The sequence below is a fragment of the Saltatorellus ferox genome (assembly GCA_007751475.1).
Classification (GTDB): Bacteria; Planctomycetota; UBA1135; order UBA1135.
This window is the reverse complement of sequence record CP036434.1, coordinates 4,027,483-4,043,963: the sequence shown is the minus strand read 5'-3', so window position 1 is coordinate 4,043,963 and position 16,481 is coordinate 4,027,483. Positions and strand designations below refer to the sequence as shown.

11 protein-coding genes and 1 pseudogene are annotated in these 16,481 nt (G+C 66.8%); 7 read left to right on the top strand and 5 right to left on the bottom strand.

Annotation, left to right across the window (positions count from 1 at the left end):
- Nucleotides 1-26 precede the first annotated feature (26 nt).
- On the bottom strand, nt 27-1,949 hold the full coding sequence (locus Poly30_RS14400; protein ID WP_145198439.1) for a cation:proton antiporter: 1,923 nt from the start codon (nt 1,947-1,949) through the stop codon (nt 27-29).
- A 171-nt stretch (nt 1,950-2,120) separates the two neighbouring features.
- On the opposite strand from Poly30_RS14400, the gene Poly30_RS14395 reads away from it, so the two are divergent.
- The gene (locus Poly30_RS14395; RefSeq protein ID WP_145198438.1) at nt 2,121-2,750 is read left to right on the top strand and encodes a YceI family protein; all 630 of its coding nucleotides are present in this window, start codon (nt 2,121-2,123) and stop codon (nt 2,748-2,750) included.
- Between the two features lie 24 nt (nt 2,751-2,774).
- The gene (locus tag Poly30_RS14390) at nt 2,775-3,638 is read left to right on the top strand and encodes a hypothetical protein (RefSeq protein WP_145198437.1); all 864 of its coding nucleotides are present in this window, start codon (nt 2,775-2,777) and stop codon (nt 3,636-3,638) included.
- Nucleotides 3,639-3,650: 12 nt separating this feature from the next.
- Here the strand turns inward: Poly30_RS14390 and Poly30_RS14385 are convergent, their stop codons facing one another.
- The gene (locus Poly30_RS14385) at nt 3,651-4,748 is read right to left on the bottom strand and encodes an SPFH domain-containing protein (protein WP_419190184.1); all 1,098 of its coding nucleotides are present in this window, start codon (nt 4,746-4,748) and stop codon (nt 3,651-3,653) included.
- 116 nt (nt 4,749-4,864) lie between these two features.
- Between Poly30_RS14385 and Poly30_RS14380 the strand changes: the two genes are divergently transcribed.
- Nucleotides 4,865-6,088 (top strand): TFIIB-type zinc ribbon-containing protein, encoded by a 1,224-nt coding sequence (locus Poly30_RS14380; RefSeq protein WP_145198435.1) that lies wholly within the window; start codon nt 4,865-4,867, stop codon nt 6,086-6,088.
- A gap of 7 nt (nt 6,089-6,095) precedes the next feature.
- Here Poly30_RS14380 and Poly30_RS14375 read toward each other — a convergent pair whose 3' ends face one another.
- A complete protein-coding gene (locus Poly30_RS14375) occupies nt 6,096-7,250 on the bottom strand; it encodes an NAD-dependent epimerase/dehydratase family protein (RefSeq protein WP_145198433.1) in 1,155 nt (384 codons plus the stop codon).
- 106 nt (nt 7,251-7,356) lie between these two features.
- On the opposite strand from Poly30_RS14375, the gene Poly30_RS14370 reads away from it, so the two are divergent.
- The gene (locus Poly30_RS14370; RefSeq protein ID WP_145198431.1) at nt 7,357-8,682 is read left to right on the top strand and encodes an NTP/NDP exchange transporter; all 1,326 of its coding nucleotides are present in this window, start codon (nt 7,357-7,359) and stop codon (nt 8,680-8,682) included.
- An 89-nt stretch (nt 8,683-8,771) separates the two neighbouring features.
- Here Poly30_RS14370 and Poly30_RS14365 read toward each other — a convergent pair whose 3' ends face one another.
- The gene (locus tag Poly30_RS14365; RefSeq protein WP_145198429.1) at nt 8,772-11,786 is read right to left on the bottom strand and encodes a sigma-70 family RNA polymerase sigma factor; all 3,015 of its coding nucleotides are present in this window, start codon (nt 11,784-11,786) and stop codon (nt 8,772-8,774) included.
- 257 nt (nt 11,787-12,043) lie between these two features.
- Between Poly30_RS14365 and Poly30_RS14360 the strand changes: the two genes are divergently transcribed.
- Nucleotides 12,044-13,777 carry a hypothetical protein gene (locus Poly30_RS14360; RefSeq protein ID WP_145198427.1) on the top strand — a complete coding sequence of 578 codons (1,734 nt, stop codon included), beginning with the start codon at nt 12,044-12,046 and terminating at the stop codon, nt 13,775-13,777.
- Nucleotides 13,778-14,128: 351 nt separating this feature from the next.
- On the opposite strand, the gene Poly30_RS14355 is transcribed toward Poly30_RS14360, so the two are convergent.
- A complete protein-coding gene (locus tag Poly30_RS14355; protein ID WP_145198425.1) occupies nt 14,129-15,307 on the bottom strand; it encodes an NHL repeat-containing protein in 1,179 nt (392 codons plus the stop codon).
- Nucleotides 15,308-15,705: 398 nt separating this feature from the next.
- Here Poly30_RS14355 and Poly30_RS14350 point away from each other — a divergent pair, with 398 nt between their 5' ends.
- Together Poly30_RS14350 and Poly30_RS28480 are read left to right on the top strand one after the other, a co-directional pair.
- Nucleotides 15,706-16,122: a hypothetical protein gene (locus Poly30_RS14350; protein WP_145198423.1), complete on the top strand. Its 417-nt coding sequence runs from the start codon at nt 15,706-15,708 to the stop codon at nt 16,120-16,122.
- Nucleotides 16,022-16,468 (top strand): annotated as a pseudogene (locus Poly30_RS28480) (FG-GAP repeat domain-containing protein); the annotation flags it as partial. The gene Poly30_RS14350 and the pseudogene Poly30_RS28480, both read left to right, overlap by 101 nt.
- Between the last annotated feature and the right edge of the window lie 13 nt (nt 16,469-16,481).

Below are 16,481 nucleotides of genomic sequence, written 5' to 3'. Positions count from 1 at the left end.
CATGCCCCCGAAGAGGGGGAGAGGGGTCAGGGTAGGACCGCTGCGGCGGAGCTGGTCGCGGCCGCCTGGCGTATCTGGACTTGCTCTTCCTCCTTTTTCTCCCGGACCAGGCTGAGGAGAGCCGCCTCTGGTTCGGGGGCAGGGGGCTTGTCCGCGGTGAAGAGCTCCAGGCGCCCGTTACGGACGATCCCGAGGGGCAGGGTGTTTTCGCCGTACTTCTCCAGGAACTTCGCGAAGCCGAACTCCTCCGTGAGGTTGGTCGTCTTGACGACCGAGCCCGCGCGGATGGCTCCGTCCAGCCGCGAGAGCGGCCAGTCCCCATGGAAGAGCGTGCGTCCGCGCAGGTCCTTGCGGGCGTCGTCGGCGGATCGTGCGCCGCTGGCCGACTGGTACACGTTGGCGCGCTCGTAGAGAGTCGAGAAGTGGGCGGCCGCGAGGGCGTTGACCTCGTCGTTCGGAGTCAGGCCCACGAAGCGCCCGGTGCCGCCGAGGGGCAGCGAACCCACCACCTCCGAAGAGAGAATGGATCCGTAGTACGCCGGGAGTCCGCCGAGGCGCGCCTCGGCGATGGAGGCGCGGTTCGTGTCCACGTGGACGACGTCGATCCCCAGCTTCTTGAGCGCTCGCCCGAACTCCAGGGCAAACGGCCCGGCACCGGCGATGAGGGTGCCCTGGGCGTCGGGATCGGAGAGCTTGAGCCTGCGGGCGAGCGGTCCTGCGCCCAGTCCGTAGACCGCGACCGTGACGACGATGACGAGGAAGGCGAGCGGCGCCATCAGATCGGCGCCGGGGACGTTCGCCTCCTGCATTCGCAGGGCGAAGAGCGACGAGACGGCCGCCGCGACGATGCCGCGGGGGGCGAGGAAAGCCAGGAAGGTTCGGTCGGCGCTCGTCAGGGTGGTGCCGAGGGTCGACAGGAACACCGAGGCGGGCCGGACCACGACGATGAGCGCCACGACGAACAGGAGTCCGTTCCAGCCGGTGGCGCGCAGCGCGCCGAGATCGATCGTGGCGGCGAGGACAATGAAGAGCGTGGAGATCAAGAGGACGCGCAGGTTCTCCTTGAACTCGATGATGTGGTGCACCGAGACGTCCTTGCGGTTCGCGAGGAGGAAACCCATCAGGGTGACCGCCAGGAGGCCGGATTCATGGGCGAGAGAATCCGCGGCCACGAAGATGCCCAGGACGATGGCGAGGGAAACGGCGTTTTCGAGCTCGTCCGGAATCAGATGCTTGCGGAGCGGGATCGCCAGCGCGTAGGTGCCCAGCACGCCGAAGGCGGTGCCCACGATGGCGGTCTTGAAGAGATCGACGAGCGCGCCCGTGGCGGAGTGGATCGCGCCGTCCTGGGCGAACCCCTCGGTGGCCACGTGCAGCACGAGGACGGCGAGCGTCGCGCCCACGACATCGACGACGATGCCCTCCCACTTGGCGATGGCCTCCGCAGGGCCGCGCGGGCGAATCTGGCGCAGGAGCGGCCCGATGACGGTCGGGCCGGTCACCGTGAGGATCGCCCCCAGCACCATGGCGGTTTCCCAGGGAAGCTTGGCGATCGTGAGCGCAGCGATCGTCGCGAGCGTCCAGGTGGTGACGACTCCGACGGTGAGCAGCCGCAGGATCGGCGTGCCATGGGCGCCCAGCTCGTGGAGATGAAGACTGAGGCCACCCTCGTAGAGAATCACCGCGACGGCGAGAGAGACCAGCGGGTAGAGAACCGCTCCGAAGAGATCGTGGGGCTGGAGCCATCCGAGCAGCGGCCCGACAAGAATGCCCGCCAGCAGAAGCAGGAGGATGGACGGAAGCTTCAGCTTCCAGGCGGCCCACTGGGCCCCGATGCCCGCCGCGCCGATGAGGGCGAGTGCGACGAGGGGCGAGGCGGCCCGGGAGGCGATGGGGGCTGCGTCGGCTGCCCCGGCATCGATCGCTTGCTGGGTGATGGCGAGGAGCATGGTGTCTTGGGGGAACGGGCGACAAGTTTCGGGTAAGTCGCGGGCTGAACCGAGGGCAATTTTCCCAAAAGATCACCATCCACCCTTATCGCTGTGCGAAAGGTTGGGCTGTCCTGGGTCGCCTCCCCGCGGCGGCTCTCCCTCTTTCTCTTCGCTCACTCCCTTCCAAACATGCGCACGCTCCTCGTTCTCTCCTCTGTCGCCCTCGCCGGCGCCCTCTTCCTGACCGCCGCTGGCCCCTCGACCCCCGCTACCGAGGCGGTGGTGACCCCGATCTCGTCGCTGGAGGCCACGACCTATGGCGTCGACCTCGTCCACAGCAACATCCTGTTCAAGTGCAAGCACCTCGGTGTGTCGTACCAGTACGGCCGCTTCGACAAGTTCAGCGGCTCCTTCACCCTCGGCGATGACGCGGCGTCCTCGAACGTGTCGATCATGGTCGACCCCGAAAGCGTGAACACGAACCACGAAGGCCGTGACAAGCACCTTCGCTCGGCCGACTACTTCAACGTCAAGCAGTTCCCCGAAATGAAGTTCCAGTCCACCAAGATCACGAAGGGCGAGGGCGACGCCTACACCGTCGTCGGCGACCTGACGCTCCACGGCGTCACCAAGGAGATCACCATGGACGTCACCAAGGTGGGGGAAGTGGACGCCGGAGAGCGAATGGGTCAGCGCGCTGGCTTCGTCGGCGGGTTCACGATCGATCGCATGGACTACGGCATCGAGTCCGCGCCGGACACGCTCGGGCACGACGTCGAGATGATGTTCTCCATCGAAGGCATCAAGGGAGCCAAGTAGGCCCGGCCCGCCACCATGGACCTGTTGCCACCTGTAGCGGGCGCTGGCGTTTCGCTGGTTCTCTGGTTCGTCGTCCTCGCTCTCCGCGGAGAGCGGGGTCGGCGTGGGGTGGCCGTGGTGCTGGCCGCGCTCGTCCCTGCGGCGGCGGTGGCGACGACCCATCATCTGCAGGGGCAGAGCTTCGTGTTCCCTCCGAGGGAGTTCATGGACGCGGTGCTCCTCGCCGGGGCCGGTGCGGTCCTTCTGGGCGTGCTCGCGGGTCTCGGCCGTGGCGCCTGGCCGCTCGCTGCCGTGCTCTTGCTCTTCGGGCTCGGCGGAGCCGCGCTCTTCTATCTGCCCACCGAACCGCTCCACGAGCGGTACTGGGACGGCAAGGTGCTGCTGTACGTCGGCTGTCTTTCCGTCATCGCCGTGGTGGGCTTCGGCGGTAGACTCGTCGCCGAGGCGCAGAGGCGCACGGCGGAGTCGGCGCTGGCCGTGGCGCTCGCGAGCGTGGCCGCGGCGCCTGCGCTGGGACTCTCGGGAACGGCGCTCTCCGCGATGAACGCCGCGGCCTTGAGCAGCTCGGCCGGTCTCTTCGGACTGATGGTCGTCGCGCTCCTGCACTTTCGGGCCGAGGAGGTTTCCTTCCGGCCCGTGGGCCGCGCGGCCGCGACGACGCAGTCCGCGCTCTTCGCGGGCTTCGTCGCCAACGGCGTTCTCTACGCGGAGACGCCGCGAACCGCAGGGATCCTGCTGCTCGCGGCGCCTCTTCTCGTGCTGCTGCCGGGACGTTCCCTGGCGGGCCGTCCGTGGCTGGCGTCGGTCGTGCGGCTCACCCTGGTGGCGGGCGTCGTGGCGTACGCCGCCTACCTTTCGAAGGGCGAACCGGACCCCTACGGTTACTGATCGACCAGCCGTTCAGCCGCCCTGCTTCGTCCCACAGGATCCGCAGAACTTGGCGTCCGGTGCGACGGGCTCGCCGCAGCCGGTGCAGAACGTGCCCTGGGCCACGGCCTTCTTGAGTTCCTTGCCACAGGCGCTGCAGAACTTGCCCGGGGCGACGTTGCTGTTGCACTCGCCGCAGACGACGCCCGCGGCCGCCGGGGCCAGCGTCTCGCCGCCGCGGTTGTCGCGCACCATCATCTGGGCCATGCCGAGGCCGACGCCGAGGCCCGCGCCCCCAAGGAGCCCGCCCGCGCCCGCGCCGCCGTCACCGCCGCCTTTGGCCATGCCTTCACCCGCGCCCATCATCGCCTTGCCCGCGGCGAACTTCTGGTAGCCGTCGACGCCGCCGACCGTGCGGAGGTACGCCGCGTCGCGGTAGAGCTCCTTGAGGTTGCTGGCGTCCTCTTCATCGATGCCGATGACGAAGTTGCCGAAGCGAACGATGTCGATGCCGTAGTCCTCGACGTGCTTGTCCATGCGTCCGATCACGGTCTCCTCGATCTCCTCGGTGTAGGCACCGGAGGTGACGTCGAGGAGCGGCCAGGATTGTTTGACGATCAGCTCGGCGATGTTGTCGCGCAGGACTTTGAGCACCTGCTCCTTCATCCACGCGTTGATGGTGGAGGACTCGGCGCGGCCCATGCCCACGAGGCCGACGATGAGCTTCTCGGGGTCGACGACGCGGAAGCTGAACTCGCCGTGGACCATGGTCTCGACGGGGATGCCGGACTTCGGGTCCTCGACGTGGCCGATCCGGCCGCCGAACTTGATCCCGGCGTGCTCACGGGTGTTGACGAAGAACACCTCGGTGATGAACACGTTGCCGCCCGTGACCGAGTCGATCAGGTTCGAGAGGAACGGGAAGTTCGAGGAGTCGAGCGTGTGCCGGCCCGGACCGAGGGTCTCGACGACCTTGCCGTCCCGGAAGAAGACCGCCTTCTCGTCGGCTTCGACGGTCAGCTGGGACTTCATCGGGATCGTCTTGTCCGGGTGCTTCCAGACGATCTGGGATTTCGTCCCATCGGGACGAGCGACCATCATCTCCTGGACGCCGCGCTTGAACCAGTCCATCACCGCCATGGGTTACACACTCTTCTTTAGTCTTGAGATCTCGAGGGGCAAAAAGTGGCTGCCGGATCGGCTAGCCTGGGGCCAATGTACGGGACGCGGCGCTTTCTATTCAAACCATGAGTCCATCAGGTAGTCACAGTCCTGTTACAGGACCCGCAGGAGAGGGCGGGGGCGGCGGGCGTATCGGCCTGAGCCCGGCGGTCCAGCCGCCGCCGGAGCGGACCCTGGAGGAGGTGGCCTACCAGAGCAAGGAGTCTCCGAGGGCGGAGGCGGACCTGACCTGCGACGACTGCGGGGCGCCGCTGCGCTGGAGCCCTGATGTCGGGGCGCTCACCTGCGAGTACTGCGGGGCTCACCGGGCGGTGGCCGTGGCCCAGGGGACGATCGTCGAGCGGCCGCTCACCCGGGAGGCCGTCGCGTCGGCGGCCCGCGGGCTGGGCCGCGAGGTGCGCGTGCTGAACTGCGAGACCTGCGATGCGCGGGTGACCTTCGAGGGCGCGTCGGTGTCGGAGGCCTGTCCCTTCTGCGGCTCGCCGGGCGTGCTGTCGCAGGAGGCGAACCGGCACGCGCTGCGGCCGGAGTCCCTGATTCCGCTGGAGGTGGGCCAGGAGCGGGTGAAGGCCGAGTTCCACAGGTGGATCCACGGACTCTGGTTTCGGCCCAACGCGCTGAAAGAGACGAAGCGCTTCGATGCCATCGGTGTGTACGTGCCCGCCTGGACCTACGATGCCGAGGTGCACTCGGACTGGTCGGCCCAGTCGGGCACCTACTACTACGTCACGGAGCGCTACACCACGAGGGAGAACGGGCGCAGCGTCACCCGCACGCGCCAGGTCCAAAAAGTGCGCTGGCGTCCGGCCTGGGGCCAGCGCGACGACAGCTACGACGACGTGCTGGTGATCGCGTCACGCGGCATCGACGGCAAGCTCGGCCAGCGCCTCGGCCCCTTCGCGGCCGAGGGACTCGTGCCGTACTCACCTGAGTACCTGGCGGGCTGGCACGCGGAGGAGTATCAAACCGACCTCGAAGCCGGCTGGCAGGAAGCCAAGGGCCGGATCGAGGCGTCCCAGCGCAGTCGCTGCGCGGGCGATGTCCCCGGGGATACCCAGCGCGCCCTTAAAGTTCAGAACCGGATCACCGACATCCGCTGGAAGCACGTGTTGCTTCCCATGTGGAGCGTGACGTACCAGTTCCGCGGCAAGCCCTACGCCGTGCTGGTGCACGGACAGTCGGGCCGGATCGTGGGGCGCGCGCCGTACTCGTGGATCAAGATCCTGCTGTTCGTGCTGCTGCTCCTGGCCGTGGCAGCGGTCATCACCGCCACGACCCAGGGCCGGTAGCGGAGCGCTACTTCTTCGGTCGTGCGTGCCAGGCGGCTAGCACGTTCGCTTCCTTGTCGGCGGCGAGTACAGCGCGCCACGCGTGACCTTCCCCGCGTTCGGCCACGTGCCAGGCCACGGTCGCCGCCGCGGTCTCGGTGAGTGGGCGGAAGGTCAGCCCATCCTGGCAGGCCGCGTCGTTGGTGTAATGGTTCCCGCCGCCCGCAATCCAGAGCGGCATCTCCATCCACTGCCCGACGCCTTGCTCCTGCAGGAAGTCAGCATCGACCCAGGTGATCGTGAGGTCCTCGGGGCTTCCGTGGTGCTGCGGGATGCAGCTCTCGATCATGTCCTGGAACGTGACCTTCCGATCGAACCCGGTGGCGTTGTAGGTCTTGCCGGTCCCGCGCGCGCCGACGTCGAACGTGAAGGGGCCGAGGTCGCGTACGTCGATGTACTGCACGCTGTTGTCGGGGTTGCCGGGCGCGAGCACCTCGCCGCCCTTCGCGACCCGAACCGGCCAGTAGGTGTAGCGGTCCGAGCGATCGTCGGGACCGACGATCAGGCCGGGGCGAACGACGGTGACCGCGCCCTCGGTCATGGCCTCGCGCGCGGCGCTCTCGCAAAGTGCCTTCAGCGCGCCGTAGTAGCGGCTGCCGTGCTTGCTGACATCGCGGATCTCCTGGAAGTCCGCCATGAGCTCCTCGGGGATCGTGCCGATCTTGCCGTCTTCCGAGACGGGGCCGTTCTCGCCCGCATCGTCGGCGTAGACCGAGATCGTCGAGACCACGACGTAGTGCTTCACGCGGCCCTTCACCGCTTCGATCGCTGCGGTCACGTGGGCGGGGATGTAGCACGAGGTGTCGACGCAAAGGTCCCATTCCCCTTCCGCCAGGGACGCGTAGTCGCCGGTGTTGCGATCTCCGGTCCGTGAGTCGAGGTCAGGGAATCGATCGGGGCCGGTCTTGCCCCGGTTGAACAGCGTGACGTCCCAGCCCGCATCGAGGGCGGCCTGGACGATCTGTGGCCCGAGGAAGGCGGTTCCGCCCAGCATGAGCAGGCGCTTCTTGGGCTCCTCTCCCTGGCCGTGGCTGCTGGCAAGAATCCGTGGCGCGAAGGCCGTGGCGGCGGCGGCGCTGCTGGCCGCGGAAAGAATCGTGCGGCGTGTGAAGTTCTGGCTCATGCATCGCACTATAGCCGCCCTATCCGACCCCGGGCCCGCCGGAAGTCCCACCCAGCCAGACGCTTTGCCGAACCCAGACGCATCCCGAACGAAAGAGCGCCACCCCTTGAGCTTCTCGCTGATTCAGCGGGGCGAGGGCAAGCCGCTGCTTCTGGCGATGGCGTTCTTCTTCGCGCTCCTGGGCTCGTACTACCTGCTGCGGCCCGTGCGCGACGCCTACGGATCGTCCGATCCGGACAGGCTTCGCTGGTTGTTCGTGGGGACGTTTGCGCTGACGCTGATCGTTCAGCCCGCGTTCGGCGCCCTCGTCTCCCGGTTCGGCAGGCTCCGGATCGTGCCGGTTTCCTATCGAGCGCTGAGCCTCATCACGATCGTGCTGGGACTCTTGCTAGGCCGCTTCGAGGGGGCGACCGAGCAGTTCGTTCGCGATGTGTTCTTCTGCTGGCTCTCGGTGTTCAGCATCGTCGGCGTGTCGATCTTCTGGGGCCTTCTCGCCGATCTCTACGGACGCGAGCGCGCGCTGCGGCTCTTCGGCTTCGTGGCCGTCGGCGGCACGCTCGGCGCGATCTCCGGCGCGTCGATCGCGAGCTTCGCGAGCAGCCTTCTGCCGAAGGTCGGCCTCGGCCCCGAGCACCTACCGTTCTTGAGCGCGGCCTGCCTGGAGATCTGCGTCTGGATCCAGCGTTCGCTGCAGCGGGCGAGCGCGACGCTGGAGCCACTCGATCCTGCGAAACCTGAGGGAGTCGAAACGGCGTCGAGCGATGCTCCGATCGGAGGATCGGTCCTGGCGGGCTTTCGTCGCGTGGCGCAGTCTCCTTACCTGATGCTCGCGTGCGTCTACGTGGCCATCTACGTGGTGGGATCGACCCTCGCCTACGACGTGGGCGCGCGGCTCGCGAAGGCGGCCTTCGAAGCCGACGACGATGCGCGCCGCGCGTTCTTCGGCAAGATCGATCTGGCGACGAACGTGGTGACGCTCTTCCTCCAGCTCTTTGCGAGCGGCTACGTGCTGCGCAAGCTTGGCGTCGGGATCGGACTGGCGGCGGTTCCGCTCGTCGGCGTGGCCGGATTTGCGGCGCTGGCGGTCGATCCGTCGCTCACCGTCCTCGCGGTGTTCGCCGTGGGGCGCCGGGGCGCCGAGTACGGCGTGTCCAAGCCCGCCCGCGACGCGCTGTTCACCGTCGTTCCGCAGGAGGACAAGTACAAGGCGAAGCTCGTGGTCGACACGGTGATCTATCGGGGCGGCGACGTGGCTTCGGTGTGGCTGAAGTACGCGCTCATCGCTGGGGGCGTGAGCGCCAGCGCGATCGCCTGGGGCCTCGTGGGCCTCGCGGGCGCGGGCGTCGCCGTTTCCCTCGCCCTTGGCCGGGGCTTCAAGGCACGCGCTGCGGAGGCACCCGTTCGCGCATCGGGCCAGACTCCCGGCCCATGATCTGGGCCCTTCAGCGGAATCCGTGGGTCGGAAGTGCCTCCCTGATGATGGCTAACCGGGGCATTCTTGGGAGGGAGGGAAGCAGGATCCTACAGATCGAACCGATTGGGTTCTCCCTCACGCACCTCGATCCACTCCTGGAAGCGCGGCGTGCCTGACTCGAGCTCTGCGCGGGATCCGACGGAGAGCTTCCAGTCGCCGATCGGTACGTCGCGCATCCCGAATTCGCCGCGGGAACCGCAGGGGAAGACGCTCAGGTCTTCGAGGACCCAGGCAGAGGCGGGGCTTCCGCGGAACCTCTGGCCCGCGGTGTTCTCCAGAATGGCGCAAAGGCGGCCAGCGTCCGGGCTGACCGTCGGATTCAACTGGACTCGACCGGTGATCATGGCGGTCGGACGCATGGGAATCCTCAGCTCGTGGGTGCCTTCGCGCACTTCGACGAGGTCCGTGCTCAACCGCTCCATCGGGGCGTAGCCCGGCCCCCTCGGGTGGAGTCCCAGCCAGAGGACTCCGGGCTCCACGTGGAACTCGATCACGCCCTCCGAGGCGTTGAGGGTCTGTCGGATCCCCACCTCGTCGAACTCGACGGCAGCTTCCTGTGTTCCAGGGGTGGGCCAAAGGCGCGGTGCATGGGCGGGGAGAAAACTCGCTGACTGAAGCGCGGGGTAGGCGTGGGGTTGCGCCGCTGCTGATGGAAGTCGCCCGATGGAAACCTTCATGTTCCCGATCGGCGCGGCTCCATCGGCTGCGGTGATGCGAAGGCGCGCCGTTCGTGTGGGCTCGATGATGAGTTCGAGTGGTGGATTTCCAGCGGGCACATCGGCAAGAGTGACGGAGCCGAGTTCGGGCGCGGTGGCAGTCACCCGGTAGAGGCCTGAAGGTAGCCGTGGGATGGTGAAGGAACCGTCTGGCTCTGCTCTTCGGAAGTTGCGGAGTACCTCTCCGTCCGGTCCCCGGCCTTCACAGTGAATCTCGGCCTTCAGCGGTCGACCCTCGGAATCCATGACCCTTCCAGAGATGGCATGTTCCGCGGCGGGGCTCAGCCGGATCTCGAGCGGTCCATCGTGGGTCGCCGAGAGCCGATGGACTCCGGCGGCCGAAGGACCCTCACCGCCCTCTCGACCAACGGCTGCGGTGATCAAGAGCGTGACGGAGCTATCGTAGCTGGTGAACGGGAATTCGAACTCCCCCTGCTCATCGGTGACAACGGGCTTCGTCGACAGGAACGTGATCTCACTTTCCACCCATGGCTCGAGGGTGACGTGGGCATTCGGTGCAGGCACGCCCGTTGAATCGAGGACCCGCCCGCGGACGACGCGGTGGAAACCGATCGGAACGCGGAGCGCCAGCGTCTCTCCTGCGGCCACCTCGATGGGGGAGTCTGCGTCCGACTTTTCATTCCTGGGGATCACCGTGCCGCTGCGATGGGCGACGCTCAGGAAACGAGGGTAGCCGACCTGAAGCTGGATCCCCGACGGAACCCGAAAGAGTGCGTGTCCAGCAGGACTCGCGGCGTCTGCCTGATAGCCGCGATTCAGTTCATGGAGGAGGAAGGTCGTCGCCCTTTCGCCTTCACGGAGTGAGGCCTCCGCGAAGTCACCGGGAAGCGGACGCTCTGTCTGTCCTGTGAACTCCAGGTCGAGAAAACCCTCGCGCGACATGATGATCTCGGCGGGCTGCCACTTGCCGGTCGCATCGCGGCGCGGTCGAGTGGCACCGACCAGCAACCAACCGTTCCGTGAAGCCTGGAGCCAGCCATCGTCCGGTACGTGGGCGATCCGGAAGCGGCCTTCGGCGTCGGACGGCGCTTCCAAAGAGCGCTTGGTCTCGCGGTCCCAGTACCCGACGGAAACGGTGGCAGCCTCTATCGGATGTCCATCGAGGTCCACGACCGTTCCCACGAGGTCTCCCTTGGGGAAGCGAACGAGCTCGCGGGGCCAGAGGGCCAGGTCCGGCGGCGCCGAAGCCGCGCGAGTCCACGCAGCGTTGCGGTGCGTGACCGAGGCCTCGACCACCAACGAGGAGACCGTCACGCCGTCCGGCAGCGACAGCGAGAGGCGCCCTTCCGCGTCGGTGACTCGCTTGAGCGTGCGCCTCCAGGGTCTCGACGAATGAACGTGGTCGGATGCCGCTTCATGCACATGGGCCGGGCTCACGCTCGCCACGGGTTCCGTCAGCGCCAGGATGATTTCGCGCGGACCCAGCACCGTCACCTCGACCTTGACCTGCGCAGCGGGAAGACCCTGCCCCGGGAGGGCTCCGAAGGGGGCGTCCAGTACGCGAAGGTCGACCCGGTTGGCAGGCTGACTCGGCGGCTGCTCGTCATCGCGTACAGGACTCCTGCCGGGCTTCCGAGAGGCGAGGGCGAGCCCGGCTTCTGCATCGCTCGATGGCGTCGGCGCTGCTGAACCGAGGGCGCCGATCGCGGAAGGCCCCTCGGCTCCGCCGGGGTTCAGAGCAGGAATGACGAACACGGCCGTCACCACGGCCGCCAGCAGCCATGCCGCTGCCTTCGTCAGGCCGCTAACCGCGCCACGTGCTCGCTCCGCCGCCTGGATCGCGGAGAGCCCGCCCAGGGCCACCATGGAGGAGAGCCAGCTCTCCCGCCCCCGGGGACCCTCCACGTCCAGCCGCCCACGCAGCAGCGCCAGGGCTCGGCCCAGCCTGGTCTTCACGGTCGCCGCGCCCACGCCGGTATGCTCCGCGATCTCGCGTGGGTCGAGTCCTTCGTAGAAGCGCAAGAACACGACGGACCGATACGGCTCATCCAAGGCCTCGACGTGACCGAGCAGTCGCCGCGCGAGTTCGATCTCCTCCGCGGCTCGAGCGGGATCGGAGGTCGCCGGGGCCGTCTCGGGCAGCGCCTTCATCAGCTCTCGATCGCTTCGGTGCCGATCCGAGCGTTGGGCTTTGGACGCGTTGTGCTTCAGGACGGAGGCGAGCCAAGCACGAAGTCGCCAGGGAGCTTCGCCCCGGGCGGTGAGCGCCGCGAGATACGTCTCTTGAACCCGATCGTCCGCGTCGGCGTCTTCTGCGACGAGGCGACGTGCGAGGGCGCGTAGAAAACGGGCGTGCTGGGCGAGTTCGGTTTCGAGCGAGGTCATCGGTAGGCTGGGTAGAGATGGACTACCGCTTCGTCCCAGTGCGGTCGCGGTCGACGCCAAGGAACTGCGGAAAACCTGCCTCCATTGGACTGACGGCGTCCTCACAGAAAATCTGGAGGCCTACGCCGCAGCTGAGGACCCGAGGAAGGACGGCTCCCGAGGGCCAGGATGGGCTCTGGCCCGATGCCTCGCACGGGCCATGCTACGATCGAGGGCAGCGTGCACCGTTCAGTTTTCGGCAGGTGCCTCTCTCGCCCATGAATTTGCACCTTGCCCGCCCGTCCACCGCGTACTCCGCCGCACTCTCCTGGTTCCTCCTTGGCTGGCTCGTTTCGAGCACCGTCACGGCGCAGACTACCTCTGCCTGGGTGAGCACCTTCCCGACCACGACGTGGCCATCGCGTTTCACGGAGGATGTTCTTCCGCTAGCCGGCGGCGGGGCTGTCATGAGCTGGGTGGGAGCCTCGAGTTCGGTTGGGACAGCCACGGGAGAGTCGATCGTCCGTCGACTTTCCGAGAACGGTGATCTGGTGTGGGAGATCTCCTTCCCGCTGCTTCCGGACGACTACATCCTCTATCCCTTTCGCGAATACCGGGCCGACACAGCCGTGGGAAAGAGCGGCGAGGTCGCCGTCGCGATCGGGTCCAGCGGGCCCATGAAGATTCATCTGTACGAGGCGGATGGATCGCTCCGCTGGGAAGCTTCGGTCGACACGGTGGTGGGGCCACATTTCGAGCGCGCCAACCTCGAGGTGGCACCCGACGGGGACGTGCTGCTCTCCGTTTCCGAAGGGCTCTTCGCGAACGGGGATCCGCGCTACTTCGGACTCTATCGATGGGAGGCAGCCACGGGGACACTGCTCTGGAGCCAGACCGGTCCGACCCAGGAGTACGTGTTCATGGAGCTGGATGACGCTGGCAATGTCTACCTCGCGATCGACCGCGGGCCGGCCGGTGACTGGGGTCTCGAACGCTACAGTCCAGCGGGCCTCGCGACGGGTTCTGTCGTGCTCCCGGGAAGCGCGTACCGGGTACAGATGGCGATGGATGGCTCAGGACGGTCCGTCATCGCCTGGTTCGATCCCAGCGCGAACGCCTTTCTCTCTTCGATCGACACGGCCCTGAACCTGGAGTGGACGGTCCCTCTGCCGGTGACCCCGAAGGGAGTGACCTTGATGTCAGACGGAGACTCGATCCTGTTGCCCGAGTCGTTCTCAGGGCCGATGCGCCGCTATGACCGCCAAGGAGGACTGCGCACCAGCGTGGTGCCGGCGAACAGCTTCGGGCACATCTATGGACATGTCATCGGCCGCGCGAACGGCCACTCCATCGCTGCTTCGGCGAAGTATCCGGCACCGATGACGCCCTATCTGATGAACGTCGAGGAGCGCGATGCCCAGGGGACGCTCGTGCGGTCTTTCGAGCGCTCCATGCCGGACGAACCATATTTCTACGCCCACGCGATGGCGCTCGATTCACGGGAAAACGTGGTGCTGGTCTACGACGCTCGGACTGCTACCCAGATCGGGATCAGCACGGCGGAGAAGGTGCTCTTCGCCAGCTCGCAGGGCGTGGCGTACTGTGGTTCCGCCGTTCCCAACTCGACCGGGAGGCCCGCGACCACGGCGGCGGTTGGGTCCAGCAGAACGGGCGTGAACAACCTATCCCTGGTGTTCGAGGAACTGCCGCCGGGCTCGTTCGTTCTGCCACTCGCTTCGAGGACGACGGGGCTCACGGCGCAGGCCGGAGGGGGCCAAGGAACGCTCTGCCTCGGCGGGAGCATCGGCCGCTTCGACGAGCCCGGCGAGATCCGAAGCGCGAATGCGATGGGGCACGCGTCCGTTCAGCTCGAACTGCAGAGCTTCCCCACGCCAACCGGGTTCGTGCCCGTCATGGTGGGGGAAACGTGGAGCTTCCAGGGATGGTATCGGGATGCGAACCCTGGGCTCACCTCGAATTTTACGGATGCCGTAACCGTCGCTTTTTTCTAGCCTGCATGATTCGCGAGAGAGAATCGCCAGTGCGCCCAAACGGCGCTTTGGCACCGCAACCTCGTTCGAACGCGAAGACCAGCTCACCCCAGCAAGACCACGCTGAAGAAAGGCGCGCCCGGTATCGGTCAGGACAGCGGTATCGGTCAGGACAGCGGTATCGGTCAGGACAGCGGTATCGGTCAGGACACCGGTACCGGTCAGGACAGGCGCCTCGGGCTAGTCACGCTTCGTCGCGAAGTCAGAACGGAAGCCGTGTGAAATTCGAGAGAGGGCTCCCTCTGCCGTGACCCTCCGGTGGGGAGCACGCGGCAGAGAGAGCCCTCTCATGCATCGATCCGGGCCTCGACTCTATTGGAACGTGACTTCGAGGCCGTTCGTAAAGTTCGAGGTCGGCACGCCGCCGCTGCTGTCGCGGTACCACGACTGGAAGTTGAACACGCTGCCCGCCGTGGCGGCCACCGGGCCCGTCGGCGTCGGAATGGCCGTCAGGTTGATCATCAGCGAGAACGCGCCAGCTGCGCCCGAGTTCTTGATCTGTCCCGGCCCGACGTACCGACCGATGCTACCGGCGAGGCAAAGGTTGCCCGAGCTACCGCCGGGGTTCGCAGCGAAGCCCTGGAGGGGGCTGACGATGAAGAAGCCGAAGGAGTTGTTCGGAAGCTGCTCGGCGGTCAGGGTGAGGTCGTTGTCGATGACAGCATCGGAGCCCGCTGCGGAGATCGAGCCCGCGACGCCGGTGCTGTTCGGGTTGGCCGTGCAGTAGGGCGTCCCGATCCCCGTATCCGGGACCGCGCGGATCGCCATCTCCATCTCCGCATTGAGGACGAAGGTGTCCTCGAGCTGATTGGCAAGACCCGTCGTCAGATCGAGCGTGCAGAACTTGCCCGTGCCCGTGCCCGTATAGATGGCGGCGTACAGCTCGCCGGTCGCTGGATCGAAGTCCATTCCCTGGGCAAAGTTGGCATTCAGGCCGATCGGTCCGATGGCGGTCGGCGCGCCGGTCGCCGTATCCAGCGAATAGAGCGTGTCATCGCTGAGTCGCAGACCGTAGAGGTTGTCGTTGGCATCGATGGCGATGTCGATCATGATCCCGCCGGGGGCGATCACACCCACGAAGGAGAAGACTCCCGTCGTGATGTCGCCACGGAACAGGTTGCTGTCCACGCCATCGTAGTCACTGAGGTACCAGGTGACTCCATCCGCCGCAGCGGTGAGGCCCGTCAGGCCCGTCAGGCCTGGGCCGGTGATGAACGGCCCGAGGGCCGTCGAGATCCCGGTAACGGGGTCGATGGTCAGGACTTCCAGCGTCGCGTCGTCGACGCCGTACAGAGTGTTGCCAGCTGCGTCGAAGTCGAGACCGTAGATGTTGCGGCTCTCAGGTGCGAGCACCGTGTAGTTGTTGACGAAGTTGACGGTCGAGCTGGTGAAGGACTCGTTGTTTCGGACGTCTACCCCGACGATCTCCGACTGCGCGGAGGCGGCGGCCATGAGGCCAGCGAGGGCGAGGGAACAGGGAGCGATTTTCATGGCGATTGGAGTGGTGAGCGAGAAGCGGTAGATCGGAGCGACCGGCTCTGGCCGCCCCGCGCGCCCTCATGTTCGCGAGCGACGGTGGAACTTGCAGCCCCCAAATCCCCGGATTTCGCGGAGTGAGCCGGCCTGACAAAGGCTTGACGGTCCGTCCTCCCGCGATGCTCGGGCTTGAGCCATCACACGCAAGCGCGATGGCGTCAGCTGAGGGTCTCGATCTGGGCGAGCCGGCGGAGGCGGAGGTGGCTGCGCTTGAGGGGTGTCGAAGAGGACCGAGCCGGTGTACTGTTGGGCGAGGGACACCCTCGAAGTCGCGCGTCACAGAGATCCCCTCTGCTCGCGGCCAATCGGAGTCCCACGCTCGTTCTCCCACTCTTGCAAGCGATTCGGACGTCATGCTTCTCGCTGCACTGCTCGTCATCGCACCTACTCAGGATTTCTCGGCCCCGCGAATTCTGGAGAGCGCCGTCTCTGGCCCTTCCACCACGTTGGCGGTCGACTGGGATGGGGACGGTCTTCGTGACACGCTGACCTACGACTATCGGCTCAGGCGTTTGCTCTACGCGCGCAGCCAGCCAGGCATGGGGCCCGGTAGCGGGACGGGTAGCGGGACTGGCCAGGCAACGTCGCGGCTGGAGACCCTCTTCGCTGCCGATCTCGTGGGCGGGCCGCTTTCGCCGGTTCAGTTGCAAGCGGTCGACCTCGACGGCGATGGCGACCTCGACCTTTACGCGGCGCTCCAGCCGGCCGGAAGTGCAGCGCGACTCGATCTCTACGATCAGATGGGCGGCTCCTGGAGCCTGGCACAATGAGGGTGCCACCGGCGCGTTCTCGAAAACGGGGCTCGACGTCGAGGATCTGAACGGCGACGGAAGGGCAGACATCGTGAAAGACACCGGGCCCTCGGTCGCGCCGAGGCTCACGTATCTACCGGCGGGCTTTCCAGCCAGCTCGGCTCCCTACACCGAGGTCTTCGGACTGGGTAGAAGCCTCGGCGGCCACGGACTTGCGATCTTCGATGCGAACGGTGACAGCGACCTCGATCTTCTGGTGGTCGCCCAGGGGGCGGGTGCGCTGGAGACTGGCACGATCGCGGTAAAACTCGGCGAAGGCCAAGGGCGGTTCGGTGCGCCTCTGCCCGTGGGCGGGCCGTCTCTGTGGAACAGCATTC

What these genes read in the sequence shown, in the direction of transcription:
- Poly30_RS14400 (WP_145198439.1), bottom strand. Translation starts at nt 1,949, where the DNA reads ATGCTCCTCGCCATCACCCAGCAAGCGATCGATGCCGGGGCAGCCGAC.
- Poly30_RS14395 (WP_145198438.1), top strand. Translation starts at nt 2,121, where the DNA reads ATGCGCACGCTCCTCGTTCTCTCCTCTGTCGCCCTCGCCGGCGCCCTC.
- Poly30_RS14385 (WP_419190184.1), bottom strand. Translation starts at nt 4,748, where the DNA reads ATGGACTGGTTCAAGCGCGGCGTCCAGGAGATGATGGTCGCTCGTCCC.
- Poly30_RS14380 (WP_145198435.1), top strand. Translation starts at nt 4,865, where the DNA reads ATGAGTCCATCAGGTAGTCACAGTCCTGTTACAGGACCCGCAGGAGAG.
- Poly30_RS14375 (WP_145198433.1), bottom strand. Translation starts at nt 7,250, where the DNA reads ATGAGCCAGAACTTCACACGCCGCACGATTCTTTCCGCGGCCAGCAGC.
- Poly30_RS14365 (WP_145198429.1), bottom strand. Translation starts at nt 11,786, where the DNA reads ATGACCTCGCTCGAAACCGAACTCGCCCAGCACGCCCGTTTTCTACGC.
- Poly30_RS14360 (WP_145198427.1), top strand. Translation starts at nt 12,044, where the DNA reads ATGAATTTGCACCTTGCCCGCCCGTCCACCGCGTACTCCGCCGCACTC.
- Poly30_RS14355 (WP_145198425.1), bottom strand. Translation starts at nt 15,307, where the DNA reads ATGAAAATCGCTCCCTGTTCCCTCGCCCTCGCTGGCCTCATGGCCGCC.
- Poly30_RS14350 (WP_145198423.1), top strand. Translation starts at nt 15,706, where the DNA reads ATGCTTCTCGCTGCACTGCTCGTCATCGCACCTACTCAGGATTTCTCG.